Source organism: Erythrobacter sp. 'gip.4 top 5' (assembly GCF_056495765.1).
Genome location: NZ_CP200270.1, coordinates 1,186,806 through 1,211,547 on the forward strand (window position 1 = coordinate 1,186,806; position 24,742 = coordinate 1,211,547).

Annotated in this window: 34 protein-coding genes; 19 read left to right on the forward strand and 15 right to left on the reverse strand. The window is 62.2% G+C overall.

The window, feature by feature from the left end; translation table 11 throughout:
• Positions 1–12: 12 nt before the first annotated feature.
• Genes ACRANW_RS05625 through ACRANW_RS05635 form a run of 3 tightly spaced genes read right to left on the reverse strand, consistent with a single transcriptional unit; the run spans position 13 to position 1,078 of the window.
• On the reverse strand, positions 13–246 hold the full coding sequence (locus ACRANW_RS05625) for a DUF3253 domain-containing protein (RefSeq protein WP_479433548.1): 234 nt from the start codon (positions 244–246) through the stop codon (positions 13–15).
• Positions 243–641, reverse strand: coding sequence for a DoxX family protein (locus ACRANW_RS05630; protein WP_479433549.1), 399 nt, complete (start codon positions 639–641; stop codon positions 243–245). Before ACRANW_RS05630 ends, ACRANW_RS05625 begins: the two co-directional genes overlap by 4 nt.
• Complete coding sequence (locus ACRANW_RS05635; protein ID WP_479433550.1) at positions 638–1,078, reverse strand: cupin domain-containing protein; 441 nt, start codon at positions 1,076–1,078, stop codon at positions 638–640. The genes ACRANW_RS05630 and ACRANW_RS05635 overlap by 4 nt, the downstream gene beginning before the upstream one ends.
• Before the next feature lie 76 nt (positions 1,079–1,154).
• Here ACRANW_RS05635 and ACRANW_RS05640 point away from each other — a divergent pair, with 76 nt between their 5' ends.
• On the forward strand, positions 1,155–2,435 hold the full coding sequence (locus tag ACRANW_RS05640) for a dipeptidase (protein ID WP_479433551.1): 1,281 nt from the start codon (positions 1,155–1,157) through the stop codon (positions 2,433–2,435).
• A gap of 15 nt (positions 2,436–2,450) precedes the next feature.
• Here ACRANW_RS05640 and ACRANW_RS05645 read toward each other — a convergent pair whose 3' ends face one another.
• From ACRANW_RS05645 to ACRANW_RS05675, 7 genes are all read right to left on the reverse strand, one after another.
• Entirely contained in the window at positions 2,451–2,612 is a 162-nt protein-coding gene (locus ACRANW_RS05645; RefSeq protein ID WP_479433552.1) for a hypothetical protein, read from the reverse strand.
• Positions 2,613–2,695: 83 nt separating this feature from the next.
• The gene (locus ACRANW_RS05650; RefSeq protein WP_479433553.1) at positions 2,696–2,932 is read right to left on the reverse strand and encodes a hypothetical protein; all 237 of its coding nucleotides are present in this window, start codon (positions 2,930–2,932) and stop codon (positions 2,696–2,698) included.
• Positions 2,933–3,057: 125 nt separating this feature from the next.
• On the reverse strand, positions 3,058–3,894 hold the full coding sequence (gene dapD / locus ACRANW_RS05655; protein WP_479433554.1) for a 2,3,4,5-tetrahydropyridine-2,6-dicarboxylate N-succinyltransferase: 837 nt from the start codon (positions 3,892–3,894) through the stop codon (positions 3,058–3,060).
• A 144-nt stretch (positions 3,895–4,038) separates the two neighbouring features.
• Positions 4,039–5,109 carry a phosphotransferase family protein gene (locus tag ACRANW_RS05660; protein WP_479433555.1) on the reverse strand — a complete coding sequence of 357 codons (1,071 nt, stop codon included), beginning with the start codon at positions 5,107–5,109 and terminating at the stop codon, positions 4,039–4,041.
• Positions 5,109–6,197: a Zn-dependent alcohol dehydrogenase gene (locus ACRANW_RS05665; protein ID WP_479433556.1), complete on the reverse strand. Its 1,089-nt coding sequence runs from the start codon at positions 6,195–6,197 to the stop codon at positions 5,109–5,111. Before ACRANW_RS05665 ends, ACRANW_RS05660 begins: the two co-directional genes overlap by 1 nt.
• A 123-nt stretch (positions 6,198–6,320) precedes the next feature.
• Positions 6,321–7,658, reverse strand: coding sequence for an acyl-CoA dehydrogenase family protein (locus ACRANW_RS05670; protein ID WP_479433557.1), 1,338 nt, complete (start codon positions 7,656–7,658; stop codon positions 6,321–6,323).
• 91 nt (positions 7,659–7,749) lie between these two features.
• On the reverse strand, positions 7,750–9,132 hold the full coding sequence (locus ACRANW_RS05675) for an MFS transporter (protein ID WP_479433558.1): 1,383 nt from the start codon (positions 9,130–9,132) through the stop codon (positions 7,750–7,752).
• A 270-nt stretch (positions 9,133–9,402) separates the two neighbouring features.
• Here ACRANW_RS05675 and ACRANW_RS05680 point away from each other — a divergent pair, with 270 nt between their 5' ends.
• The 4 genes from ACRANW_RS05680 to ACRANW_RS05695 all read left to right on the forward strand — a co-directional run bounded on the left by ACRANW_RS05680 (position 9,403) and on the right by ACRANW_RS05695 (position 13,015).
• Positions 9,403–10,596, forward strand: coding sequence for an acyl-CoA dehydrogenase family protein (locus ACRANW_RS05680; protein WP_479433559.1), 1,194 nt, complete (start codon positions 9,403–9,405; stop codon positions 10,594–10,596).
• 123 nt (positions 10,597–10,719) lie between these two features.
• Positions 10,720–11,859: an acyl-CoA dehydrogenase family protein gene (locus tag ACRANW_RS05685; RefSeq protein ID WP_479433560.1), complete on the forward strand. Its 1,140-nt coding sequence runs from the start codon at positions 10,720–10,722 to the stop codon at positions 11,857–11,859.
• A gap of 3 nt (positions 11,860–11,862) precedes the next feature.
• Positions 11,863–12,672, forward strand: coding sequence for an SDR family oxidoreductase (locus ACRANW_RS05690; RefSeq protein WP_479433561.1), 810 nt, complete (start codon positions 11,863–11,865; stop codon positions 12,670–12,672).
• 172 nt (positions 12,673–12,844) lie between these two features.
• Complete coding sequence (locus ACRANW_RS05695; protein WP_479433562.1) at positions 12,845–13,015, forward strand: hypothetical protein; 171 nt, start codon at positions 12,845–12,847, stop codon at positions 13,013–13,015.
• A gap of 127 nt (positions 13,016–13,142) precedes the next feature.
• On the opposite strand, the gene gmk is transcribed toward ACRANW_RS05695, so the two are convergent.
• The 3 genes from gmk to ACRANW_RS05710 form a co-directional block, all read right to left on the reverse strand.
• Positions 13,143–13,799 carry a guanylate kinase gene (gmk, locus tag ACRANW_RS05700; RefSeq protein WP_479433563.1) on the reverse strand — a complete coding sequence of 219 codons (657 nt, stop codon included), beginning with the start codon at positions 13,797–13,799 and terminating at the stop codon, positions 13,143–13,145.
• A gap of 42 nt (positions 13,800–13,841) precedes the next feature.
• Positions 13,842–14,129 carry a hypothetical protein gene (locus ACRANW_RS05705; protein WP_479433564.1) on the reverse strand — a complete coding sequence of 96 codons (288 nt, stop codon included), beginning with the start codon at positions 14,127–14,129 and terminating at the stop codon, positions 13,842–13,844.
• Positions 14,130–14,223: 94 nt separating this feature from the next.
• Positions 14,224–14,703, reverse strand: coding sequence for an SspB family protein (locus ACRANW_RS05710; protein WP_479433565.1), 480 nt, complete (start codon positions 14,701–14,703; stop codon positions 14,224–14,226).
• Between the two features lie 134 nt (positions 14,704–14,837).
• Here ACRANW_RS05710 and hisB point away from each other — a divergent pair, with 134 nt between their 5' ends.
• From hisB to pal, 13 genes are all read left to right on the forward strand, one after another.
• The gene (gene hisB / locus ACRANW_RS05715) at positions 14,838–15,446 is read left to right on the forward strand and encodes an imidazoleglycerol-phosphate dehydratase HisB (protein WP_479433566.1); all 609 of its coding nucleotides are present in this window, start codon (positions 14,838–14,840) and stop codon (positions 15,444–15,446) included.
• Positions 15,439–16,065 (forward strand): imidazole glycerol phosphate synthase subunit HisH, encoded by a 627-nt coding sequence (gene hisH / locus ACRANW_RS05720; protein ID WP_479433567.1) that lies wholly within the window; start codon positions 15,439–15,441, stop codon positions 16,063–16,065. Before hisB ends, hisH begins: the two co-directional genes overlap by 8 nt.
• 27 nt (positions 16,066–16,092) lie before the next feature.
• Entirely contained in the window at positions 16,093–16,821 is a 729-nt protein-coding gene (hisA, locus tag ACRANW_RS05725) for a 1-(5-phosphoribosyl)-5-[(5-phosphoribosylamino)methylideneamino]imidazole-4-carboxamide isomerase (RefSeq protein ID WP_479433568.1), read from the forward strand.
• A gap of 2 nt (positions 16,822–16,823) precedes the next feature.
• Entirely contained in the window at positions 16,824–17,105 is a 282-nt protein-coding gene (locus ACRANW_RS05730; protein ID WP_479433569.1) for a hypothetical protein, read from the forward strand.
• Positions 17,102–17,866, forward strand: coding sequence for an imidazole glycerol phosphate synthase subunit HisF (gene hisF, locus ACRANW_RS05735; protein ID WP_479433570.1), 765 nt, complete (start codon positions 17,102–17,104; stop codon positions 17,864–17,866). Before ACRANW_RS05730 ends, hisF begins: the two co-directional genes overlap by 4 nt.
• A 14-nt stretch (positions 17,867–17,880) precedes the next feature.
• Entirely contained in the window at positions 17,881–18,195 is a 315-nt protein-coding gene (locus tag ACRANW_RS05740) for a phosphoribosyl-ATP diphosphatase (protein WP_479433571.1), read from the forward strand.
• The gene (locus ACRANW_RS05745) at positions 18,195–18,575 is read left to right on the forward strand and encodes a histidine triad nucleotide-binding protein (protein ID WP_479433873.1); all 381 of its coding nucleotides are present in this window, start codon (positions 18,195–18,197) and stop codon (positions 18,573–18,575) included. The genes ACRANW_RS05740 and ACRANW_RS05745 overlap by 1 nt, the downstream gene beginning before the upstream one ends.
• 89 nt (positions 18,576–18,664) lie before the next feature.
• Positions 18,665–19,114 (forward strand): YbgC/FadM family acyl-CoA thioesterase, encoded by a 450-nt coding sequence (locus ACRANW_RS05750; RefSeq protein ID WP_479433572.1) that lies wholly within the window; start codon positions 18,665–18,667, stop codon positions 19,112–19,114.
• A gap of 4 nt (positions 19,115–19,118) precedes the next feature.
• Positions 19,119–19,823 (forward strand): protein TolQ, encoded by a 705-nt coding sequence (gene tolQ, locus ACRANW_RS05755; protein ID WP_479433573.1) that lies wholly within the window; start codon positions 19,119–19,121, stop codon positions 19,821–19,823.
• Positions 19,823–20,275 (forward strand): ExbD/TolR family protein, encoded by a 453-nt coding sequence (locus tag ACRANW_RS05760; protein WP_479433574.1) that lies wholly within the window; start codon positions 19,823–19,825, stop codon positions 20,273–20,275. Before tolQ ends, ACRANW_RS05760 begins: the two co-directional genes overlap by 1 nt.
• An 11-nt stretch (positions 20,276–20,286) precedes the next feature.
• Entirely contained in the window at positions 20,287–21,183 is an 897-nt protein-coding gene (locus tag ACRANW_RS05765; protein ID WP_479433575.1) for an energy transducer TonB, read from the forward strand.
• Between the two features lie 22 nt (positions 21,184–21,205).
• Complete coding sequence (gene tolB / locus ACRANW_RS05770; protein ID WP_479433576.1) at positions 21,206–22,585, forward strand: Tol-Pal system beta propeller repeat protein TolB; 1,380 nt, start codon at positions 21,206–21,208, stop codon at positions 22,583–22,585.
• Positions 22,586–22,611: 26 nt separating this feature from the next.
• Positions 22,612–23,130 (forward strand): peptidoglycan-associated lipoprotein Pal, encoded by a 519-nt coding sequence (gene pal / locus ACRANW_RS05775; RefSeq protein ID WP_479433577.1) that lies wholly within the window; start codon positions 22,612–22,614, stop codon positions 23,128–23,130.
• 3 nt (positions 23,131–23,133) lie between these two features.
• Here pal and ACRANW_RS05780 read toward each other — a convergent pair whose 3' ends face one another.
• Entirely contained in the window at positions 23,134–23,283 is a 150-nt protein-coding gene (locus ACRANW_RS05780; protein ID WP_479433578.1) for a hypothetical protein, read from the reverse strand.
• Between the two features lie 179 nt (positions 23,284–23,462).
• Here ACRANW_RS05780 and ACRANW_RS05785 point away from each other — a divergent pair, with 179 nt between their 5' ends.
• The gene (locus ACRANW_RS05785; RefSeq protein WP_479433579.1) at positions 23,463–23,996 is read left to right on the forward strand and encodes a J domain-containing protein; all 534 of its coding nucleotides are present in this window, start codon (positions 23,463–23,465) and stop codon (positions 23,994–23,996) included.
• A 15-nt stretch (positions 23,997–24,011) separates the two neighbouring features.
• Here the strand turns inward: ACRANW_RS05785 and ACRANW_RS05790 are convergent, their stop codons facing one another.
• Positions 24,012–24,728, reverse strand: coding sequence for a rhomboid family intramembrane serine protease (locus ACRANW_RS05790; protein ID WP_479433580.1), 717 nt, complete (start codon positions 24,726–24,728; stop codon positions 24,012–24,014).
• Between the last annotated feature and the right edge of the window lie 14 nt (positions 24,729–24,742).

The window sequence follows — 24,742 nt, forward strand, 5'->3', positions numbered from 1 at the left end:
GTTTGCCACGTATCAGCGGCGCGCGATCCGATAGGGTCCGCGCCGCTTTTGCATTGGCGCTCCCTTCCAGAACAAACTGATCGCGCCTGATGCCACCAGCGTGTCGACGGCGGTGTGTACGGCGTCCATCTGCATGCGCCAATCGCCGTCAGCCCCGGCGAGGCGGCGTGCGGCCTCGCTTGGACAAATGGTGGCGCCGACAGCGCGTTCCGCCAGCAGCGTCAGGATCGCGTCGTCGGGTGTCATGCAATTTTGCGGCGCAGTGGCAGGCATTCTCCCACCCACAGGGCCAGCCAGATGATAACCGGCTGCGCAAACATACGCGGAACATGATAGCCCAAGCCCAATCCGCTGTCTGCACGGGCGAGGTCGATCATCATGTGATTGATGTTGGCCGGCCACACGCACAGCGCATAAAGCGCCAGCCCCCACCCTGCCGCCTGCCGCAATCGCTTGGAAAATGGCTGCACCAGTCCGATTGCCCCGAGGATCTCCGCCACGCCTGTCAGCAGCACTACGAAATAGGGCGCGGGCACCCATGCGGGCATGATGGTGAGAAACGGGTCAGGGCGAACAAGATGGATGACGCCTGCCACGAAGTAGAACACGGCTAGCACCCACCGCAGGACAGCGCGCATCATGCGCCTGGCTCCCAGTCCGGCGCAGCAAGCGTGAAGCCCGCAAAGTCGAACCCCGGAACCACCACGCAGGAGACAAGGCTGTAGCCGTGGACGGACGCACCCGATGGGCGCGCCGCCTGCCATTCGTGCGGTGCGACAACGCCCTGCAATTGCTGGCCCGCAGCTATATCGCTGCCGAGCGTTATGGCGCGAGCCGAGCCTTCATCGCGCGCCGACAGCCGCAATTCTAACGGATCGCCTGCCTGCCACAACCACAGTTCCGCAGCATCGACTTTGTGCCAGTGCGACGCTTCGCCTGCGCGCAACAGGAAGATGATCGCCGTACCGCACGCCCGCCCATCATCGCCAGGCTCGCCTCGCCATGTTTCGCAATACCAACCGCCTTCGGGGTGAGCGATCAGGTCCAATTGTTCGATCAATGCAGCCGCGCTATCCATGTACCTGTCCTTGCCTGCCCCATGTCATTGCATGACACCATTGGGTGCGGGCGCACTAGCTTCGGGAGCTTCATCCATGCAACCTTTCGCGCCTTCGCTTGCCGCCCTTGCCGCCGCGCTCATGCTGGCCAGTCCGCTGGCTGCGCAGGAGGCACCTGTCGATGCCGCCACCGCGACGGCCAATGCGGCGCTCGATGCCGCGCCGATCTTCGATGGGCACAATGATGTCCCCAATCAGCTGCGCGCGCGGGTCGCCAATCAGATCAACGCGTTCGATTTTGCGGATACCACCGATACGGGCGAGGCGCACCCGCAAGGGGCGGTGATGCAGACCGATCTGGGGCGGTTGAAGGAAGGCAAGGTGGGCGCGCAGTTCTGGTCGGTCTATGTTCCGTCCAACCCCGACGAGCCTGAAGCGGTGCAGCAAGTGATAGAACAGATCGACGTGACCAAGCGCCTGATTGCCCGCTATCCCGATGCCTTGCGCTTCGCGACGACTGCCGATCAGGTCGAACGCACGATGAATGAAGGCAAGGTCGCGTCGCTGCTGGGGATGGAGGGCGGCCATTCGATCGGATCAAGCCTTGCGGTGCTGCGCCAGCTTCACGCGCTGGGCGCGCGCTACATGACGCTTACCCACAACAGCAACACGCCGTGGGCCGACGCGGCGACGGATACACCGATACATGGCGGTCTTAGCGCATTCGGGATGGACGTGGTGCGCGAAATGAACCGCATTGGGATGCTGGTCGATCTAAGTCATGTGAGCGAGACGACCATGTTGGATGCGCTGGATGTGGCACGCGCTCCGGTGATTTTCAGCCATTCGGGCGCACGAGCAATCAACGGCCATCCGCGCAACGTGCCTGACAGTGCGCTGGCGCGCTTGCCCGAAAATGGCGGTATAGTGATGGTGGTGGCGTTGCCCGGTTTTCTCAATGAGGAGCGGCGGCAATGGTTCGCCAAGCGCTCGGCCGAGGAAGCACGGCTGAAGGCATTGTATCAGGGCCAGCCTGACACGGTGAAAACGATGATGGCGGCGTGGGACAAAGCCAATCTTGAGCCTGCCACCACCATCAAGCACATGGCGGATCACATCGACCACATCCGCAAGGTCGCGGGGGTCGAATCGATCGGCATCGGCGGTGATTTCGATGGGTTGCCGTCAGGGCCAGTCGGCTTTGAAGACGTGCGCGGCTATCCATTGCTTTTCGCCGAATTGGCGCGGCGCGGCTATTCGCAAGTCGAGCTGGAAATGATCGCAAGCCGCAACGCGCTGCGCGTTATGCGTGCGGCGGAAGCTTTTGCCGCAAGCGTGGCGGGCGAGCCACCGATCGAAACGCTGATCGGCAGTTAGGCCGCGGCTGCGTCATCAATGGCTAGCGCGGGCGAGAGCCGGGATAATCCAGACCAGGCTCATCGCAATCACAGCGAAGGCCAGACTGAAGGCCAGCACATAACGCAGGCCGGTGTTGCTCACTGCGCCGCGCGCAGCGTCGTCACTGATGCGGATGATGTCGTCCTGATCGGCCATTTTTGCCCTCCCTGACCTTGATTGACGTAAGGGAAGTGTCTTCCGTTAGGTCAATCGAGTCAAGCGGAGCGGATTCGAGCCAATCAGTTCGGGTCAGTAGCGCCTTGTGCGCCGGCTTCGGTTTCGGCTTCCACGCGGCCGGTGGTGGTGCCTTGGCTTTCGACATCGTCCTGCGTCAAGGCGCCAGTCACCCAGATCACGGTCATCGCAACAATAGCAAGGCTGAGGCTGATAAGAAGGATCCAGCGTACCGTCCCGGTTTTGCTGCCTGCGCTTGCGTCTGTATCGCTGATGCGGTTGTCGGGCTCGTTATTCTGCACTTAGGTCTCCTGCTTGTTCAAGATTAAGCGCCTGCGTCCGCCAGGGTTCCGGTGTTTCGTGCGGACCGGTCAAGCAGACGCGGAAATGGGATAGAGCGAACCTGCAAAGGGCGCGCGGCGTAACGCTAGTCGCGCAGCAATTCGTTAATACCCGTCTTGGACCGGGTTTGCGCGTCTACGGTTTTGACGATCACCGCGCAATAAAGGCTGGGGCCGGGCGAACCGTCGGGCAGGGGCTTGCCCGGCATCGATCCGGGAACCACCACCGCATAGGGCGGCACGGCGCCCATGTGCACTTCGCCGGTTGCGCGATCGACGATCTTGGTCGACGCACCAAGGTAGACGCCCATCGACAGCACCGCGCCTTCGCCCACCCGCACGCCTTCCGCCACTTCTGAGCGGGCACCGATGAATGCGCCATCGCCGATGATGACAGGTTCGGCCTGCAACGGTTCAAGCACGCCGCCAATCCCGGCGCCGCCCGAAATATGGACGTTCGCGCCGATCTGAGCGCACGAGCCGACTGTGGCCCAGGTGTCGATCATGGTGTTCTCGCCAACATAGGCGCCAATATTCACGAAGCTGGGCATCAGCACCGCGCCTTTGCCAATGAAGGCGCCGCGCCGCACCACCGCGCCGGGAACGACGCGGAAACCCGTTTCCTTGAAGCGGTTATCGCCCCAACCGGCGAACTTGATGGACACCTTGTCAAACGCCGATTCCCCGGCCGCTGCGCCTTCCATCACGCGGTTGTCGCTGAGACGGAAGCTCAGAAGCACAGCCTTTTTAAGCCACTGGTTGACAATCCAGCCGCCATTGCCGTCCGGTTGAGCCACCCGCGCCTCGCCGCTGTCCAGCAGCGCCAGCGCATCTGTGACGGAATGGCGCACCTCGTTACCAGGGGCGATCTCGGCACGGTTTTCCCACGCTTCTTCAATGGCGGCGATCAGCTTGTCACTCATGACGTTCTCCGGCGGTCAAAATGCGGCGTTGCGCGTAGCTTGACTTGCTGGCAGCGGCAAGCATGCGCTGCAGGCTTACGGGGCACGCTTAAGGGGCACGCTTAAGGGGCACGCATACGTAAGTCTCGCAAATCTGCCTGAAAATCAGGCAGGCATCCCGGCGGCCAAGGCGAACTGGTAGGCCCGTTCCGCCAGCGGACGCACGCGCTCGCTCATCGCCTGCGCGTGAGAGGACGATGCGGTGCCGTCGATCACCCGCTTCTTGATGCCTTGCATAATGCCTGCGAGCCGGAACAGATTATAGGCGAAATACCAGTCCATCGGCGGCACCGGATAGCCGGTGCGCGCCACGTAACGTGCCACCGCGTCCTCAACCGATGGGATGCCCAGAGCCTCCAGATCAAGACCCATCAGCCCGGCGCGCCCATCGGCAGGCTGATACCAGTTGAGCATCAGGTAGCTGAAGTCGGCAACCGGATCGCCCAGCGTCGACAGCTCCCAATCGAGCACCGCGATAATGCGGGCTTCGTCCTTGTGGAAAATCACATTGTCGAGCCGGTAGTCGCCGTGGACTACAGAAGATCCGTGCTGCGGCGGAATGGTCTGCGGCAACCATTCGATCAGCCGCTCCATTTCGGGCATCAACTCGGTTTCGGACAACTTATACTGCTTGGACCAACGAGCGATCTGACGTGCGCAATAATCGGTCGGCTTGCCATAATCGCCCATGCCGATGGCGTCGGGCTGGTTGAGGTGCAAATCGGCCATCGTATCGATGAGCGCGTGGTAGAGCGCGCGGCGTTCATCCGGCTCCATGCCGGGCAGTGCGCCATTCCAGAGCGAGCGGCCATCGGCCATGCTCATCACGAAGAACTTCGACCCGATCACGCCAGCGTCTTCGCACAAGCCAAAGGTGCGCGGCACCGGGAAACCGGTGGGATAAAGCCCCGTCATTGCCGCGTATTCGCGGTCGACCGCGTGTGCGGATGGCAGCAGTTTTCCGAAAGGCTGGCGGCGCAGCACGTAGGACGCGTGCGGCGTGTCGATCCGATAGGTCGGGTTCGACTGGCCGCCCTTGAACTTGGTGTAGCTGATCGGGCCAGCAAAGTCTTCGACGTTGGCTTCGAACCATGCAGTCAGCACCGGCAGATCAAGCTGATCTTTCTCGGTCACCTCGACCGTGCCGACCATTTCCTTGTCGTAATCAATGTCCATTAATCGAACACCACAATGGTGCGCGCGGAATGACCTGCGCGCATGGTGTTGAAGCCTTCATTGACCTCTTCCAGCGAAATGCGTTCAGCGATAATCGTGTCGAGATCGAGCAGCCCGCGCAGGTAGAAATCGACCAGGCTCGGCAGATCGACGGGGAAGTGGTTCATCCCCATGATCGCGCCCATCAGCTTCTTGCCGCCCAGAAGATCCATCGCGCCAAGGCCGACCTTGCAGTCCAGGGGCATCATGCCGAGGATCACAGCAGTGCCACCGCGCTTGAGGCTGGCGACTGCGAGATCGGCAGACGCCTGCCGCCCGACCGCCTCGATGCCCCAATCGACCCCGCCGCCGCTGATCGCGATGATCTGCTTGGCGGCATCGTCCGCCAGGGCATCGACGGTGTGAGTCGCGCCCAGCACTTTTGCAAGCTCGCGCTTTTCGGGCAGCGGATCGGCAGCGATGATCTTGCCCGCGCCGGCAATCCGGGCCGCGTTGATCGCAGCCAGGCCCACGCCGCCACAGCCGACCACCAGCACGGTTTCGCCCGGCGTTACCTTGCAGGCGTTAAAGATCGTGCCCGCTCCGGTTGTAACCGCGCAACCGAGGAGCGCGGCTCGGTCGAACGGCATGTCCTTGTCGATCGCGACGCAGGCGTGTTCGTGGATCAGCATCTGTTCCGACAGCGCCGATAGGTTGAGCATTTGCGCCACCGAGCCGCCATCAGCAAAGGTGATACGGGGCGCATCGCCCTTGGCCCGGCGGGTGTCTGCGCCAAGGCACAGCGCCATGCGGCCGGTCACGCAGAACTCGCAATGGCCGCAAAACGCCGAAAGGCAGGATACGACATGATCGCCCGGTTTGACCGTGCGCACTTCGCTGCCGACTGCACGGACAATCCCTGCCGCCTCATGCCCCGGAATAGCCGGAAGTGCATGGGGATAATGCCCATCGATGAAATGCAGATCCGAATGGCAAAGGCCGCACGCCTTGGTGTCGATCAGCACCTCATGGGGGGCCGGATCGGCAAAGGCGACCTCTGCGATTTTCAGGCCCTGGCCGGGTTGTTCAAGGATGGCTGCCTTGGCCATGCGATTCCTCTTCTCTTGTATTAGATTGCCACTGGGCGGTTCCCGCAGGAAGCCCAATGCAGGATTTGAGGGCGACTCTTGTTCAAAGTCGCCCTCACAATCTGCTTCCTAAGGAACGCTGGCCTAGCGGGCCACGCCCATGTCGCCCGAACTGAAGCTCGTGGCGTCATTGGCGGCTCGCCCGTGGTCCCCGCGCAGCGCGTTGGCGGTAGGACCGGAGCGCGGGGCGTGCTTGGAAAACTCGATATGGGCAATCGAGCGGGCGTGGACTTCGTCCGGCCCATCGGCAAGGCGCAAGGTGCGCTGGTTGGCGTAGGCCCGTGCCAGCCCGAAATCATCCGACACGCCGCCGCCGCCATGGGCCTGGATCGCATCGTCGATAATCCGCAGCGCCATGTTGGGGGCCTGCACCTTGATCATCGCGATTTCCTGCTTGGCCGCCTTGTTGCCCACCTTGTCCATCATGTCAGCCGCTTTTAGGCACAGCAGACGGGTCATCTCGATATCGATGCGCGCGCGCGCGACGCGCTCTTCCCAGACCGAATGCTTATACACCGGCTTGCCGAAGGCTTCGCGTTCCTGAAGGCGACGGCACATCTTCTCCAACGCCTCCTCCGCTGTCCCGATGGTGCGCATGCAGTGGTGGATGCGGCCCGGCCCGAGGCGGCCTTGCGCGATCTCGAACCCGCGTCCTTCGCCCAGCAAGATGTTCTCTGCCGGAACGCGTACGTTGACCATTTCCACTTCCATGTGGCCGTGCGGTGCATCGTCATAACCGAACACTGGCAGGTGACGCAGAATGTTCACGCCGGGCGTGTCGATCGGCATCAGGATCTGCGATTGCTGCGCGTGGCGCTGCGCATCCGGGTTCGTCTTGCCCATGACAATCGCGATCTTGCAGCGCGGATCGCCAAGGCCGGAAGACCACCACTTGCGCCCGTTGATGATGTAGTGATCGCCGTCGCGCTCAATGCGGGTTTCGATATTGGTCGCATCCGACGACGCCGTGTTTGGCTCGGTCATCAGGAAGGCCGAACGGATTTCACCATTCATCAGTGGACGCAGCCACGCTTCCTTGTGCTCGCGCGTGCCATAGCGGTGGAACACCTCCATGTTGCCGGTATCGGGCGCGGAGCAGTTGAACACTTCGCTCGCCCAGCCGATGCGGCCCATTTCTTCGGCGCACATGGCGTATTCGAGGTTGGTGAGGCCGGGGCCTTCAAATTCGAAGCTGTCATCGACATGGTGATGGCTGTCGTTGCGCGGTGGCATGAACAGGTTCCAGATGCCGGCTTCCTTGGCCTTCGCCTTGGTCTCTTCGACGATGGGGAGCACCTTCCAGCGCTCACCTTCATGCTCCTGGCTGTTATACACGGCCGTGTTGGGGCGGACATGCGCTTCGATGAAATCGCGCACGCGATTGCGCCAGTAAAGCTGACGTTCGGTGGGTTCGAAATCCATAGGGAGGTTCCTCTCTCGTCCTTAAATGCAATCGACTCTCGCGTAGACCGTGGCAGAGCATCGCTCCTGCGCCAAGCTCTGATTTGGGAGGCTAGGGCACAGCGGGCGCGGTGCGTTCGGCTTGCAAGCGCGACGCGATGCGGGCTTCGTGATCGGCGCGCGTGATGGGAAAACGGGCAAGCCAGAAGGCGGCCGTCAAGGCCAGCACTCCTGAAACGACAAGGTAGGCGAGCGCCAAGTTTGTCACCACGTCGGGGGCAACCGCAGCCTGCGCGGTGCCGGGCTCCAGCCCGATGGCTTCGACGATCAGACTGGTCAACAAGATGCCGCCGCCAGTGGCCGATTTTTGTACCAACCAGTTGCCGGCATAGAATGTCCCTTCAGCGCGTTTGCCTGTGCGTTCTTCGTAGGCCTCAACAATTTCGGCGACCATCGACGTGGCCGAAATGATCGACACCACCCCTGCGGTATTGGCCGCAACCATGAAGCCAATGAACAAAGCGGTCGAAAGCGTCGATCCCGTCGGCGGCCAGAGCCCGGCCAGCAACAGCACATAAGGCGTGCCCGCTATGGCTAACGTCGCTAGCGATCCGCCTGCTCCGCTGGCCGGCTTGCCAAAGCGGCGGTGCAGCGGGCCGACGATCAGGAACATCGCCACAACCGATATGCCCAGCGCCAAAGGATACAGCTTGAAGGCCAGTTCGCTGAATTGCCAGACATAGCGGATGACGTAGAGCGTGATCGATAGCGTCACGCCTTGGCTGATATAGGCGGCAAGCGCCCCGGCGGCGAAGATCACGAATGCACGCTCACGAAAGGCATCAGCGATGTCTGCGAAGGCCAGCCGCAGCGAAAAGGGCGGCGGCGCGTGATCGGGCAGGCGCGCGATGTAGCGATGTTGTCCCAGCGCCGAACCTGTTACGGACACCAGCATGATCACCGCTCCGACCATACCGAACACTGCATAGCCATCAGGCTGCAATTGCGCTTCCGGGGTCGGGAGGAACACTGTGAACGCCAGTACGGACATCGTCAGCCCGCCAACCCAGCCCGACAAGAACCGATAGCGGAACAAGGTCGTGCGTTCGACATAATCATTGGTGATTTCGGGCACCAGGCTGATCGAAGGCACCTCGCAAGCCGACAGCAGCAAGCGCACCCCCACCGCCAGCGCGACGATTTCCCAGAAGGTTGGCACACCGGTGAAGGGCGGGGACCACAGCAACGCCCAGGCCATCGCCAGCGGAATCGGTGCGATATAAAGCCATGGCAGACGCCGACCCCAGCGGGTGTAGGTGCGGTCACACAAGTGGCCAATCAGCGGATCGGCGATTGCGTCAATCACCAGCGCGGTGGCCAGCGCCGCGCCGACGATCCCCGCGTCGACGCCCAGCACCAGATTGTAGAAGGGCAGGAGAAAGAACGAAAAGCCGCCGTCCTTCACCCCGAAGGCCACGGCACCAAAACCGTGCATCAATTTGAGCCTACCTGGAAGCGGCCCGCTAATCATACTCATCCGCGCCCGCCCTTTACTTTCGGGCTTTTGCCGCGTGGCGATTTGCCGAATTCGGCCAAGTGTTCTCTCCTGCTTAGAGAGCAAACCTAGACCGATTGCGTGCCTCGTCAATCGGGCACGGACTGACGCTACGGCATCGCAGATTGGGCGAACAGCGCTTGCAGGCGACGCGCAAATGCCACTAACGTAAGCGTCAAGTGGGAGCTTGAACGAGAGGAGAATCGGTCAATGGCTGACTTAGAAACATTCCGCAGCGAAACGCGTGCTTGGCTAGAGGCGAATTGTCCGCCCGAAATGCGGGAACCCGTTCGCGACGAAAGCGATATCTACTGGGGTGGCCGCCGTGCCACGTTCAAAAACGCCGCGCAAAAAGCCTGGCTCGAAGCCTGTGTGGCCAAGGGCTACACCGTGCCAAGCTGGCCCCAAGCCTATGGCGGCGCGGGCCTAGCGCCTGCCGAGGCGAAGGTACTGCGCGAGGAAATGGGCCGCATCAATGCGCGTCCGCCGCTCAGCAGCTTCGGCATCTGGATGCTCGGCCCGGCGCTACTCCATCTGGGAACCGAAGGCCAAAAGCAGCGATTCCTCAATGAAATCGCGCGCGGCGAGATCCGCTGGTGTCAGGGCTATTCAGAACCTGGCTCAGGCAGCGATCTGGTGTCCTTGCAGACCTTTGGCGAAGATCAGGGCGATCACTGGGTCGTCAATGGCCAGAAGGTCTGGACCAGCTACGCCGACCAGGCCGACTGGATCTTCTGTCTGGTTCGCACCGACAAGGCCGATAAGTATTCGGGCATCACTTTCATGCTGTTCGATATGGCGAGCGAAGGGGTCAGCACCAAGCCGATCCTGCTAATCAGCGGCAACTCGCCATTCTGCGAAACCTTCTTCGACAATGTCGCGGTGCCGAAGTCCTATGGCGAGGATTGCCCGGCCTACGTTGGCCAGATCAACCGCGGCTGGGATGTGGCGAAGTATCTGCTCGGTCATGAGCGCGAGATGATTTCCGGAGCAGAGGGCGGCGATCGCACCGCCGGGATTGGCGCGGCGATGAAGCGCCACGCCGGAAAGCTGGGTGACGTGCTCGATCCGGTGCTGCGTGCCGAGCTGGCGATGTTCGATGTGGACGCGCTGGCCTACACCGCGATGGGCGAGAAGTTTCTCGACGAGATCAAGGTCGGAAAAGCGCACCCGGCGCAGCCGAATATGATGAAGTACGCCGGGACTGAACTAAACAAGCGCCGCCACGAGCTGATGATGGCGGTCGGCGGTTCACGCTCGCTTGAATGGGAGAGCGATGAGACGGAAGGCGGCAAGCCATCGCGCAGCTGGCTGCGGACCAAGGCGAACTCGATTGAGGGCGGCACCAGCGAAGTCATGCTCAACGTGATTTCCAAGCGCATTCTCGACCTTCCGGGCGCCTGAGACAGGCGGCTCCGGGCGTGGTCCGGGGCCGCTTTGCCACTGTCATCAAGTTAGCATCCATCCAGATAACAATGATCGCGGATCAAGTCCGTGACGCTATTCAGAATTCGGGAGAGGAACCCAATGCCCCTGTATCATGACGACGATCAGGCGATGCTGGCGGATACCGCGCGCGGTTTCATTGCCGAGGAAGGCAATATCGCCAAGCAACTGCGCCACTGGCGTGACCGCAACTGCAAGGACGGTTTCGGCCACGGGCTATGGAAGCAGATGGCGGAAATGGGCTTCACCGGGATGCTGGTGGAAGAAGCCGACGGCGGGCTCGGCATGGGCCATGTGGAAGCCGGGATCGTGCTGGAGGAAATCGGCCGCAACCTCACGCCTTCGCCTTTCCTTACCTCGTCTGTGCTGGCCGCCACGGCGCTGAAGCACGGATCAGACGATGTGAAGGGGCGCTATCTGCCGGGCTTGATCGCTGGTGATAGCGTTTTTGCCGTAGCGATCGACGAAACCGCCAAGCACCGCCCCAGCCGCATCACCACCCGCGCCGAAAAGTCGGGCAACGGGTTCAAGCTGACCGGCTCCAAAAGCTACGTTGTGTACGGTGGCAGCGCCGACATGATCGTGGTCGCAGCGCGCACCAGCGGCGGGGTTGATGATGAGGATGGTATTACGCTGTTTGCTGTCCCCAAGGACGCGCGCGGCATGAGCCATGACGGGGTTCGTCTGGTCGACTCGTCGATGGCGACCCATACGAGGTTTGACGCCGTGGAGCTCGATGGCGATGCTGTGATCGGCGAGATCGACGGCGGGCGCGCCGTGCTGGATGCAATGTTGCTGGCGGGCCGCGCCGGTGCCGCTGCCGAAGGTGTCGGCGTGGCGCGCGGGGCGATGGATATGACCGTCGATTACCTCAAGCAGCGCAAGCAGTTCGGCAAGCTGATCGGAGAGTTTCAGGCGCTTCAGCACCGCGCCAGCCACCTCTATTCGGAGGTCGAGATCGCCCGTGCCGCCACGATCAAGGCGCAGCAACTGCTCGACGCCGGAGCGCCCAGCGCCGATCTGATGATCAGCGTCGCCAAGGCCAAGGTCGCCAAGACCGCGCGGCTCGCGGTGCAGGAAGGCGTACAGATGCACGGCGGCATCGGCATGACCGACGAATACGACATCGGCCTCTACATGAAGCGCGACCGCGCCTTGGCCGAATTCCTGGGCGATGCCTATTTTCACGCAAACCGCGTGGCGACCTTGAGCGGATACTGACACATGGACATTCAATCACTTTTCGGACTTGAAGGGCGCATTGCCTTGGTCACTGGCGGCAGCCGCGGGATTGGCAAGATGTTCGTCGAAGGCCTGCTCGCGGCGGGCTGCGCGCGGGTTTATATCTCGGCGCGCAAGCGTGATCAGATGCAGGCCACGATTGATGAGCTTGGCGCGGACCGCGTGATCGGCATTCCGGCCGATCTTAGCCAGATGGAGGGTATGGTCAGCCTTGCCGATGAACTGAAAGCGCGCGAAACGCAGCTCGATATCCTCATCAACAACGCGGGCGCTGCCTGGGGCCAGCCGTACCTCGACTTCAACGAGGCTGGCTGGCACCGCACCATGGACCTCAACGTCAAGACGCCGTTCTTCCTCACGCAGAAGTTGCACGATCTTCTGGTTGCAGCGGGTCAAAGCGGGCATCCCGCCAAGGTGATCCATGTTTCGTCGATTGATGGCCTGCGGATCAATCCGTGGGAAACCTATGCCTATCAGGCGTCGAAAGCTGCGGTGATCCAGCTGACCCGGCGCATGGCGGCGCGGCTGATCGAAGACAACATTGTGGTCACCTCAATCGCGCCGGGAGCATTCCCGTCCGAGATGAACAAGGCCGCCAAGGACGCACCCGATGCCAGCGCGGCCGGGATCCCGTCGAAGCGTATCGGCACGGCGGAAGACATGGCTGCGGCTGCCATCTACCTGTGCAGCCGCGCAGGCGATTACGTGGTGGGCGAAACGCTGACGGTCGATGGTGGTATCGTCAATGCGCTGTTGCCGAACCACTTTGCTGACCCCGGTGGGAAGGGCTGACGCCCTTCGCCAGGAAATAGGTAAAGGGCCGTCGGAGCAATCCGGCGGTCCTTTTTGCATCGCCAACGGCCAAAGCGGCGCCCGTGTGGGATCAGTTGCCGAGGCTCGTGGCACATTCCGCGTTCGGAATGCTTGATACAAGCTACTGTCCCGAAACCATTGGAGACAATTCATGGCCTCAATTCCCCCAATTTCACCCGACACGATCGAGCCGGTCACACCGCCAATCGAAACGCCGCCGCCCATGACCGAGCCGGTCGAGCCAACACCCCCCGAAACCGAACCGACCCCGCCGGATATCGACGAACCAGGTCGCGGGCCTGATGAGATACCGCCGGAATAATCCGGTTGAAAATTCGTGAGATCAGGGATTATTGCTGGGGCCGCTGACGCGGGCCCAGCGCCCTGTACCCGAAATGGCATTTATGATCGTACTGCTGCGCGCGTTGAAGAATGTCAGCGTGCTGCGATCAGTTGCCGCCCATCAGGCCCCGTACAAACGGGATGAGGCCTGTCTGCCGGGCGCGTTTCATGCGTTCAGCCTCAAGGATCGCGTGCACTTTTTCAAAGCACAGGTTCACGTCATCGTTGATGATGACATAGTCATAGCCGTCCCAGTGGCTGATCTCGGCGCGGGCGCGCTCCATTCTGGCAGCAATCACGATGTCGCTGTCGGTTGCGCGGCCGGCCAGGCGGCGGTGCAGTTCGTCGATTGAGGGCGGGAGAATGAACACCCGCACCACGTCTTGCTGATCCTTCTGGTACAGCTGCTGCGTGCCCTGCCAGTCGATATCGAACAGGAAATCCTGGCCATCCTTCATCGCGGCGCGGATCTTGCCCTTGGGCGTGCCATAGCGATGGCCGAATACATGGGCCCACTCGTAGAAATCGTCCTCTTCGACCATCTGATCGAATTCGGCATCGCTCACGAAGTGGTAATGCACGCCGTCGATCTCTCCGAGGCGTGGCGTGCGCGTGGTGGCTGAGACCGAGAGCTTGATCTCGGTGTCCTTGGCCAGCAGCATTCGCGACAAGGTGGTCTTGCCTGCGCCCGATGGCGAGGACAGAATAAACATGAGGCCGCGGCGGTGAAGCCGATCTTCGGATTGATCTGTTATGTCGCCCATAGGCTCCGTTGCACCAACACAGCGGCCTAAATCAAGCGGCGATCAGGAATCGGGCTTTACCCGTTTGCTGGAGCGACGCTTGGGTTCAAGCAGTTTGCCCCGATCGTAGAACACTTTGGCGGCGAGCCCGCCAGCGACAACAGCCAGCCCGATTGGTGAGCGCATCGCGAGCCGGCTTGCGCCCCACAAGGCAAATGTGCTGACAATGCCGCGCTTGTCGACCAGCTTTGTCGCTTGATCGGCAGCGAACGAGTTGGTCAGCAATCCCTTTTCGACCCGTCGACGCAGGATTACGCTGGCACCTCGCAGAACGACGTCGACGATCACCATATTTGTGATGGGATTGGGCGAAGGCATTCGACTTTCCCCTGCTTTCCGAGGCGCGGCGGTGGGCCTGCCAACAGACTTGCGCCGCGCCATCGCCCTACTTCTTCCGTCCGAAATCGACGGAGACCACATTCGAACCATTCGGATCGGTATCCGGTCCGTCGTTCTCAGCGTCGTCATGGACTTCGGGTTCCAGCGCTTCGACCGCAGCCTGGAACTGGAGGCCGAAATCCACCGCTGGGTCAACGAATGCGGTGATCGCGGCAAAGGGAATCGAAAGCTTGGCCGGCACCTGATTGAATGTGAGGCCAACCGAGAAGCTGTGCGGCAGAACTTCAAGATCCCAGAACTTGTTCTGCAGAACAATGGTCATTTCGTCCGGAAACCGCTCACGAAGGTGGGGCGGGATCGAAACTCCGGGCGCGCCGGTCTTGAATGTGATGTAGAAATGGTGCGGGCCGGGCAGGGTGCTGCCGCTGCTTACAATCGAGCCCAGCACCCGGCCAACTACGGCACGCAGGGCTTCCTGCACGATTTCGTCGTAGGGGATGAGGCTATCGGGCGCGTCGCTGTTCATGTCGCGGCAAGTGGTGACGCCGCACGGGCACGAGGTCAAGCCCCAAGCGCCACCACCGCACGGGTTTGGCCCGGCTTCGCTGGGACATGCGCGTCATGCTTGTCTTGCGAGCCCAGCGGACTATAGCGCCGCACATGCCCAACATCCCCGCCCGCACTGGCTCGGTAGAGCGCAACACCACCGAGACCGGCATCGCCATTGCCGTTAATCTTGACGGTTCCGGCACTTATAATGTGTCGACCGGTATTGGCTTTCTCGATCACATGGTCGAACAGTTCAGCCGCCATTCGCTCATCGACGTGACGATGAAGGTGAAAGGCGATCTTCATGTCGATCAGCATCATACGACCGAGGATTCGGCCATTGCCCTTGGACAGGCGATCGCGCAGGCGCTGGGCGATAAGGCTGGCATCGGGCGATACGGCGCGGCTTATTCGCCCATGGACGAGACGCTGAGCCGGGTGGCGCTGGATATTTCCGGGCGGCCCTATCTGGTGTGGAAAGCCAAGTTCACGCAGGAAAAACTGGGGGAATGGGATACCGAGCTGATCGAGCACTGGTTCCATTCGGTCGCACAGGCGGCCGGGATCACACTGCATATGGAACTGCTGTACGGCAGTAACAATCACCACATCTGCGAAAGCCTGTACAAGGGTTTTGCCCGCGCGATGCGGCAGGCGGTGGAACGCGATCCGCGCAAGGGCGAGGCAATCCCAAGCACCAAGGGGCAGCTCGGTGGGTGAGATCGTTGCCTTGGTCGATTACGGCGCGGGCAACCTACACTCGGTTCACAATGCGCTGAAAGCCGCCGATGCAAGTGTCACGGTCACTGCCGATCCTTCCGTGGTGCGTGCGGCAGACCGGATCGTGCTTCCGGGCGTCGGCAGCTTCAAGGCCTGTGCGCAAGGTCTGAACGCGATCCCGCACATGGTCGAAGCCATGGCCGAGCGCGTCCTTGTCGGAGGCGCGCCGTTCCTGGGCATCTGCGTGGGTATGCAATTGCTGGCGGATCGCGGGCTTGAGCATGGCACGACGCCCGGCCTTGGCTGGGTGCCGGGCGAAGTGCGTTTGATTGTACCGACCGACCCTGCGATCAAGGTGCCGCACATGGGCTGGAACGATGTCGCGGTGATGCCCCATGCACGCGATCACGCGGTCATCGACGAAGGTGAGGCCTATTTCCTGCACTCCTATCATTTCGCCGCGGATAATGGCGCAGATGTTGCGGCGATGACCGACCATGGCGCAGGGCTGGTGGCCGCGGTTGCGCGGGACAACATCCTTGGCGTGCAGTTTCACCCGGAGAAAAGTCAGGCGTTCGGTCTGGCCATGCTCCGCCGCTTTCTGGAGTGGCGCCCGTGAGGATTTTGGCGTGAGAAGGATTTTGGCATGATCGTATTCCCCGCCATCGACCTCAAAGGCGGCCAGGTGGTGCGCCTTTCCGAAGGCGATATGGACCGTGCGACAATCTACGGCGACGATCCGGCGGCGCAGGCGTTGATCTTCGCCGATGCGGGGGCAGAGCACCTCCATGTGGTCGATCTTGATGGCAGCTTTGCTGGCGAAAGCCGCAACCGCGCGGCAGTGGAGGCGATTGTGGCGGCTTTCCCCGGCTACGTGCAACTGGGCGGCGGCATCCGCGACGCAGCAGCGGTGGAGGGCTGGTTCGACCTTGGCGTGGCGCGAGTGGTGATGGGCTCGGCGGCGCTCAAGAATCCCGATTTCGTCAAGGACATGGCGCGAGAGTGGGAAAACGGCATTGTCGTCGCGGTCGACGCGAAGGACGGCATGGTTGCGACCGAGGGTTGGGCCGAGGTCTCGGATGTGCCCGTGACCGAGCTTGCCCACCGATTCGAGGACGCAGGCGTCGCCTCCTTGCTGTTTACCGACATCGGTCGTGACGGTTTGCTCAAGGGCGTGAACATCGAAGCCACCGTCGATCTCGCCCGCCGCGTCGACATCCCGGTGATCGCCAGCGGCGGCGTGAAAGGGCTGGACGACATCCATATGCTCGCTCTGCACGCGCATGAGGGGATCGAGGGAGTGATCACAGGCCGCGCATTGTACGAAGGACGGCTCGATCTGGCGGCGGCGCTCGCAATCGGCTCGCGGTCCTGATCATGCGCCTGATGGGCTTCATGTTTCTCAGCCTCACCTTCCTTGCCGGTATCACGGTCGGGACGGCCACCATTGCGCTGATCAACATTGTGGTCTTCCTTGGCCTCGCGCTGCTGGCGGATCGCTACCTCTCGCCGCGCTACGGCAAGAACGGACTGGTTTATGGCATGGCAGGAGCCTTCTTCGTTAGCTGCCTGTGGCCCGCCGCGATCCACGCGTCGCGTGATACCCCCGTCGCGCCCAAGGAACCCGAAATGACCGTCACCCTAAGCCCTGCCCGATGACTGTCCGCATCCGCGTCATCCCCTGCCTCGATGTGGCTGATGGTCGCGTGGTCAAGGGCGTCAATTTCATCGACCTAAAAGATGCTGGCGATCCGGTCGAGCAGGCGCGTGCCTATGACGCGGCTGGTGCGGACGAGCTGTGTTTCCTCGACATTTCTGCCAGCCACGAAGGGCGCGGCACGCTGCTCGATATGGTGCGGCGCACGGCGGAGGTGTGTTTCATGCCGCTGACTGTGGGCGGCGGCGTGCGCAGCGCGGAGGACGCGCGTGCGCTCTTGCTGGCAGGGGCGGACAAGGTGGCCGTGAACAGCGCTGCTGTTGCCCGGCCAGAACTGGTCGGCGATATTGCCGAACGCTTTGGCAGTCAGTGCGTGGTCGCCAGTGTCGATGCGCGTCGGACCCCTCGCGGAAACTGGGAAATCTTCACGCATGGCGGACGCAAGCCAACCGGGATCGATGCCGTGGAATATGCGCTGAAGGTCGCTGCGCTGGGCGCAGGGGAATTACTCGTGACGAGCATGGATGGGGATGGGACTCAGCGCGGCTATGACTTGGCCCTGACACGCGAGATTGCCGATGCTGTCAGCGTTCCGGTCATTGCAAGCGGCGGTGTGGGCAGCCTTGATCATCTGGTGGAAGGCGTGACGAAGGGCCATGCCAGCGCGGTGCTGGCTGCCAGCATCTTCCACTTCGGCACCCACACTATCGCCGAAGCGCACGCCGCCTTGCGAGCGGCAGGCTTGCCTGCGCGCGGCGTTTGATCGAAAAGAGCGCTATGGATACCCTGACCCGTCTAGAAGCCACGATTGTCCAGCGCCTCAAGGCTCCGCCAGAACAAAGCTACGTCGCGAAGCTTCATGCCAAGGGTCTGAAAACCATCGCGCAAAAACTGGGCGAGGAAGCGACCGAAGCGATCATCGCCGCTTTGGCTGGTGACGAGGCCGAATTGGTGGGCGAGGCGGCGGATGTGGTGTTTCATCTGATGGTGCTGCTCGCAGAAAAGGGTGTTGCCCTCGAACAGGTGCTGGCTGAACTTGACCGGCGTGAAGGCCTGTCCGGCCTCGCCGAAAAAGCTTCACGGAGCAAATGATGCCGATCGACCCGACCTTGCCGTATGATGACGCCAATATCTTCGCGAAGATCCTGCGCGGAGAAATCCCTGCAAAGAAGGTTTACGAAGACGACTGGGCCTTCGCCTTTGAAGATATTAACCCGCAGGCCGAGGTGCACACGCTGGTGATCCCCAAGGGACGCTATGTCAGCTGGGACGACTTCAGCGCCAAAGCCAGCGCCGAAGAAATCGTCGGCTTCGTGCGCGCCGTGGGCGAGGTGGCGCGCGCCAGGGGACTGGTGGAACCGGGTTACCGCCTCATGGCCAATATCGGCGCACATGGCGGTCAGGAAGTGCCGCACCTGCATGTTCACATTTTCGGTGGGCAGCCGCTGGGACCGATGATCGCACCGCGCTGAAGGCGCTCAGCCCTCGTTCCGACGCTGTTCATCGACAAATTGCAACTGCCGACTTTGCAGCGATTCGCCGCTGCGCTAGGTGGCCTGTGATGATCTCTCCCAACCCCCCTGGCGGCGTCCTTGATGGCCCGCGGCACCTTTATGCCGTGCGGGTCTATTATGAGGATACCGACCTTTCGGGGATCACGTACCACGCCAATTATCTGCGCTGGTTTGAACGCGCACGCAGCGATCTTCTGCGTCTGCTCGGTATCGATCAGCGTGCTGCGATCGAGAACGGGATGGGCGCCTATGCGCTGTCTGAAGTTAATCTCAAATATGTGCGCCCGGCCAAGCTGGATGACGACGTGGTGATCGAAACGCGCTGCACGGAATTGGGCGCTGCGTCCTGCCGTATGCACCAGATTGCGCGCCGGGGAGAAGAGACGCTTTGCGAGGCGAATCTGCGCGTCGGCTTCATCACTCTGGATGGCCGTCCCCGCCGCCAGCCTGCGCCCTGGCGCGAGTCTTTTCAGACTTTCATGAACGAGGAAAACTGAACCTGTGACGCTCGATTTGCTCAGTGCTGCTGCTGCTACAACGCCCACCCGGCTCGATCCGGTCGAACTGTTCCTGCAGGCCGACATCATCGTGCAGGCCGTGATGGTTGGCCTGATCCTTGCCAGCATCTGGGTGTGGATGATCATCGTCTCCTTTTCGCTTCGGATCGGGGCGCTGACGACGAAATCCCGCGCCTACGAAGACGAGTTCTGGGAACAGCGCGATCGCGACAGCCTGCTCACCAAACAGGCGCGCAAGGACATTCCTGCCGCGCGCGTGGCCGCCGCTGGGCTGGATGAATGGCGCAAGTCCACGACCAAGCAGCCCGTCGACCGTGATGCTACCCGCCAGCGCATTGCCGCTGCAATGGACAGCCAGATCGGCGCAGAAGCCGATGAGCTGGCAGGACGGCTGAACTTCCTCGCTACCGTTGGGTCAGTGGCGCCGTTTGTGGGCCTGTTCGGCACGGTGTGGGGCATCATGAACAGCTTTTTCCAGATCGGCGCCCAGCAAAGCGCCTCGCTCGCCGTGGTCGCGCCCGGCATTGCCGAGGCACTGTTTGCAACCGCAATTGGCCTGTTTGCCGCGATCCCCGCAGTGATCGCCTACAACCGCTTCGGCGGCGCGGTGGACCGTTATGAAGCGGTGCTTCAGCGGTTCGCTGACAAGCTCCATACGGGGCTGAGCCGCGAGTTGGACCGCGCCTGATGGGTATGGGGCTGATGGGCAAGGGTGGGGCCTCCCGCCGCCGGGGAAAGCGCAAACGCCGTGCCGCCATGGCCGAGATCAACGTCACGCCGCTGGTCGATGTCATGCTGGTGCTGCTCATCATCTTCATGCTGACAGTCACGTTGCCTGCTGTCGGCGTGCCGGTGGAACTGCCGGAAAGCCGCGCGGCGCCGGTGGAGGAGGCACCCGATCAGATCACGATCTCGATCGACCGGGCGGGCGTGATCTATATCGAGGACGAAGCGGTGGAGCCTGGCCGCCTCCCGCGCGCGCTAGAAGCGCTTGATCGCGGCGGCGAACAACCGCTGGTGGTGCTGCGTGGGGATCGCAGCTTGGATTATGGCCGCGTCATGGCCGTGATGGGCGAACTGGGCAGGGCGGGCTTCACTTCGATTTCGCTGGTCACCGATGGTTCAGTTTCGGCCCCATAGTCGGTGAAGTGATGGGAGAGATAGCGTTCCGCAATGAGGAAAAGCTCGGCCTCGCCGCTGCCGTGGTGCTCCATGGCGCGCTGGTGGCCGTGCTGTTGATGCAGACCGTGCGGAGCGAGATTTCGGTCTATCCAGAGCGGATGACGGTCAGTCTTGCCTCCGACGTAGGGCTTGAAGCCACCGCGCCGGACCCTGTCGCCGAGAGCCGCGCCGCGATTGCGCCCACCCTTTCGGATGTGCCCGCACCAGTGCCCGCGCCTGAACCTGCTTCCGAACCCGCGCCAACCCCGCCCCAGCGGGCCGAACGTGCGCCCGCACCGCAGCCGCGCGCGCAGCCAACCCGCGCCGCCCAGCCACAACCTCAGCCTTCGCGGGCAGCTCGGCCCACCCCGGCGCCTGCGCCCGCTCAGTCCCGGTCAGAGCGTGCACCGGCAGCGCGCGCCAGTTCCGCGCCCGCGCCGCGCCCTGCCAGCAGTCCAGTGCCCGCGCGTCCCGTTCAACGCAGTGGCGGCAGCCGTATCGGGGATGATTTTCTTGAGGGCCAAGGCGCCTCGACGTCCACGCAGGAAACCCGCGCACCAGCCGCCCGATTTGGCAGTGCGGAACGTGCCGCCCTGTCATCGGCCATTACCCGCCAATTGCGCCCGCATTGGGCGGCGCCGTCCGGGCTAGACACGGAATTGCTGGTTTCTACTGTATCCTGGGATCTTAATACCGACGGGACACTGCGCGGCACGCCCCGTTGCCGGACTGATGCGGCGAGTATCAACGACAGTAATCGTCCGCAATCAGCCCTGCATTGTGAACGTGCTATCCGGGCGGTGCAGCGCGCTGCTCCTTTTAATCTTCCTGACCAATTCTATGATCGCTGGAAAGCGCTGGAATGGGTATTCGATCGAAGGCTTTGACATGACAAAAAAACTTCTCCTGATGACTTCTGTCGCGCTGATGGCTGCCTCCGCTGGCGCACAGGATCTTGGCGCTCCCATTGGTGTGGACCAGCCTGTCGAAAGCGTGGCTGTCGAGGGCGACGACGGCGAAGGCCCGCTCCGCGGCACCGTCACCGACGAAAGCGCCTGGTCGGACATCGGCATCGCCATCCCCGCCTTCGCTACCGACCGCGACCGCGCCACACCCGCGAATGAAGCGGGCACCGGCGCGCTGGGCCGCGAGGTTGCTCGCGTCATCACCGCCAATCTGCAAAATAATGGCCTGTTCAAGCCCGTCGGCCCCGATAGCCTGCCACAACCCGAATTCACTCAGATTACGGCGCCTGCCTTCAGCACATGGAGCGGGCGCAGCGCAGAGATGCTGGTGCATGGCTATGTCCGCGCGCGCGACGATGGCCGGCTGGTGGTCGGCTGCTACTTGTATGACGTTGCCTTACAGAACGAACTGGTGCGCGAAGGCTGGGTGGTCGCGCCGGGTGACTGGCGGCGCGCGGCGCACAAGTGTTCCGACCTCATCTTCAGCCGCCTCACCGGTGAAAGCCCGTTCTTTGATAGCCGCATCGCCTATATCGCGGAAACCGGTCCCAAGGACCGCCGGGTCAAGCGTTTGGCGGTCATGGACAGCGACGGGGCAAACCATCGCTTTCTGACGCTGGGCAGCGCCACCGCGCTCACCCCGCGGTATTCGCCTGACTACTCCAAGATCCTCTATCTCAGCTATGTCGACGGCAATCCGCGCATTTATGTCTATGACATCGGAACCGGCAAGCAGACGCTGGTGACTGAAAACCGCAACCCCACCATCGCCCCGCGCTGGTCACCCGATGGCAAGTCGATCCTTTACGCCATGGCGGTCTCGGGCAACACCGACATCTACCGAGTGCCGGCGACCGGCGGGGCGAGCGTCAAGTTGACCGACAATCCCGGCATCGACGTGGGCGGTAGCTATTCGCCTGATGGCAGCAAGATCGTGTTTGAAAGCGACCGTTCGGGCAGCCAGCAGTGTTATGTGATGGATGCCGACGGCAAAAATCAGAAGCGCATCAGCTTTTTTGGAGGACGTTGCGCCACGCCCGAATGGAGCCCGCGCGGCGATCAGATCGCGTTCACGCGGATCGCAGGTGATTTCAACGTTGCGGTGATGAACACCAGTGGCGGCGGGATGCGCGTTTTGACCCGCGGCTGGCAGGACGAAGCGCCAACCTGGGCGCCCAACGGCCGCATCATCCAGTTCTTCCGTACGGAAAGAAACACGGGGCGATCAGGCATCTGGCAGGTCGATCTGACCGGTCAGAACGAACGGCGCCTGCCAACCCCGGTCGATGCCTCCGACCCTGCCTGGGGCCCGATCCGGCCTTGATAACTCACGTGAAAGGACAACAAGCGATGAATATGAAGATTGCGACAATCCTGCTTTTGACTTCGGCGACGGGCCTTGCCGCCTGTTCGAAGAAGGCACCCGAAGCGCTTCCGCCGGCTCCGATCGATACCGCCGCTTCGACTCAGCCCACAGGCCCCATGCAGCCCACTGGCGCCGGTGTTGGTACGCAGGCGCACTTCGCCGGGGCGGTCGGATCGTCAACCACGATCTATTTCGATACCGATCGCTACAATGTCGATACGCAGGATGCCGCAGCCTTGCAGGCGCAGGCGCAGTATTTCGCGCGCTTTCCGCAGATCACGTTCACCATCGAAGGCCATGCCGATGAGCGCGGCACACGGGAATACAACCTTGCCTTGGGTGAGCGCCGGGCCAACGCGGCCAAGGCCTATCTGGTCAGCCTCGGCGTGGACGCAAACCGCATTTCGGTGCTGAGTTACGGCAAGGAGCGCCCGGTCGCTCTCGCCTCAAACGAATCGGCATGGGCGCAGAACCGCCGCGCCGCTTCGGTCATCATCAACTGATCGTCAGCCGTGGAACAGGCCGGACGCGACCGCTGCCTGTTCCACGATCACCGGTGCATTCGCACCACCAAGCTCGCGCGCCGCGGTAACGACGCACAAACTGGCCAGCGCAAGGACGCAGAACAGGCTGGAAAGGGTCAATTGCTGGCTCATCGGGCGATCTTTCGTATGCGGCGGTCGGCAAGTCCTTTTGGACCTTGCTGCAATGCAACATTTCACATCGCAACCCGTTCCCGCTTCTCACGCCTTCCCATTGCGCGCCACTGCGCCTAGGTTGGGCGTGTGAAAAAATCGACCAACAACATTCTGCCCTGCCACTTCCGGACCTTCGCATGAGCGGCGCGCGTCGTTCGATTGACTGGGGCTTCCCGCGCTGGCGTCCTTACGGGTCTTCGCAGGAGGCGACCAATGTGCGGATGTGCGATCGCCACGGTTGTGACGAACCGGGCAATAGCCCTGCGCCGAAGGCGCCCAATAGCCGTGACCGATGGTATTTTTGCCAGAAGCACGCGGCCGAATACAACTCCAAGTGGGATTACTTCGAAGGTCTCGACAAGGCCGAAAAAGAGGAGCGCGCCAATGCCGAGCGGCAGGAAAGCGCTGGCTACACCGAATCGGCGCATTATGGCTGGGCCGGATCAGGCGATGGATCGCGTTCCGCCGATGAGATGCGCGCGCTCGAGGTCCTGGGACTGGAAGCGGATGCCGATTTCAACGCGGTGAAGAAGGCCTACCGTGCTCGTGCGAAGGAAGTACACCCCGACGTGAAGCCCGGCGATGCTGATGCTGCCAAGCAGTTCCAACTGATCCAGACCAGCTATGAAGTCTTGCGCGCCGCTGAAGAGCGTCGGGAGTGGCGCGGATAGGGCACCAGGCTGCCTTCACTCGACCACCACCCAATCCGGCCCGCCACCGGTCCATCGCAGCATGGGGCCGCAGAGCAGCAGTCCGGCGATAAAGCCGCCCAGATGCGCCTCCCATGCCAGGCCGAAATTGCTGGCGCCAAATAGCAGCGGGATCGCGAACAGCACCAGCAGCGGCACATGAAGTTTGATCCATTCGACCATGGCGCGAGCAAGCTGCGGGCTGAAAAGCGGCACCGGATTACCCTGGGGGTCAGGCTGACGCATCAAAAAGCCCAGCAGCCCGAAGATCGCACCGGACGCGCCGAGCATGGGGATGTCGCTGTTCTGATTGAGCGCAAGCCAAAAGGCAAAACCGCCGAGGCCAGCGCCGAAAAACAGCACCATGAAAGAGGCAAAGCTGGTTAGCCGAAGGGGGCCGAGGCGCTCCATGACGACCGGCCCGAGCACCGCAAGCGCGAACAGATTGAACGCGATGTGCAGCAGTCCGCCGTGGGCAAAGATATGCAGCACGATCAGTTCGAAGCGACCTTCGGACAGGCGGGATGGCGAAACGGCCCATGCGATCATGCCGCCGTGTTCCCACATCATCCAGACGAAAGCGATTATCATAGGCGCCATCAACGCCAGTCCCGGAACCCGCCGCCGCTGCCGGGTGGCGGCATCCACATAGGTTTCCGGCTGGAACAGCGGGCCAGCCGTGCGTTGGGGTTTGTCGTTTTGGCGAAAGCGCATGGCTGATATTGTAA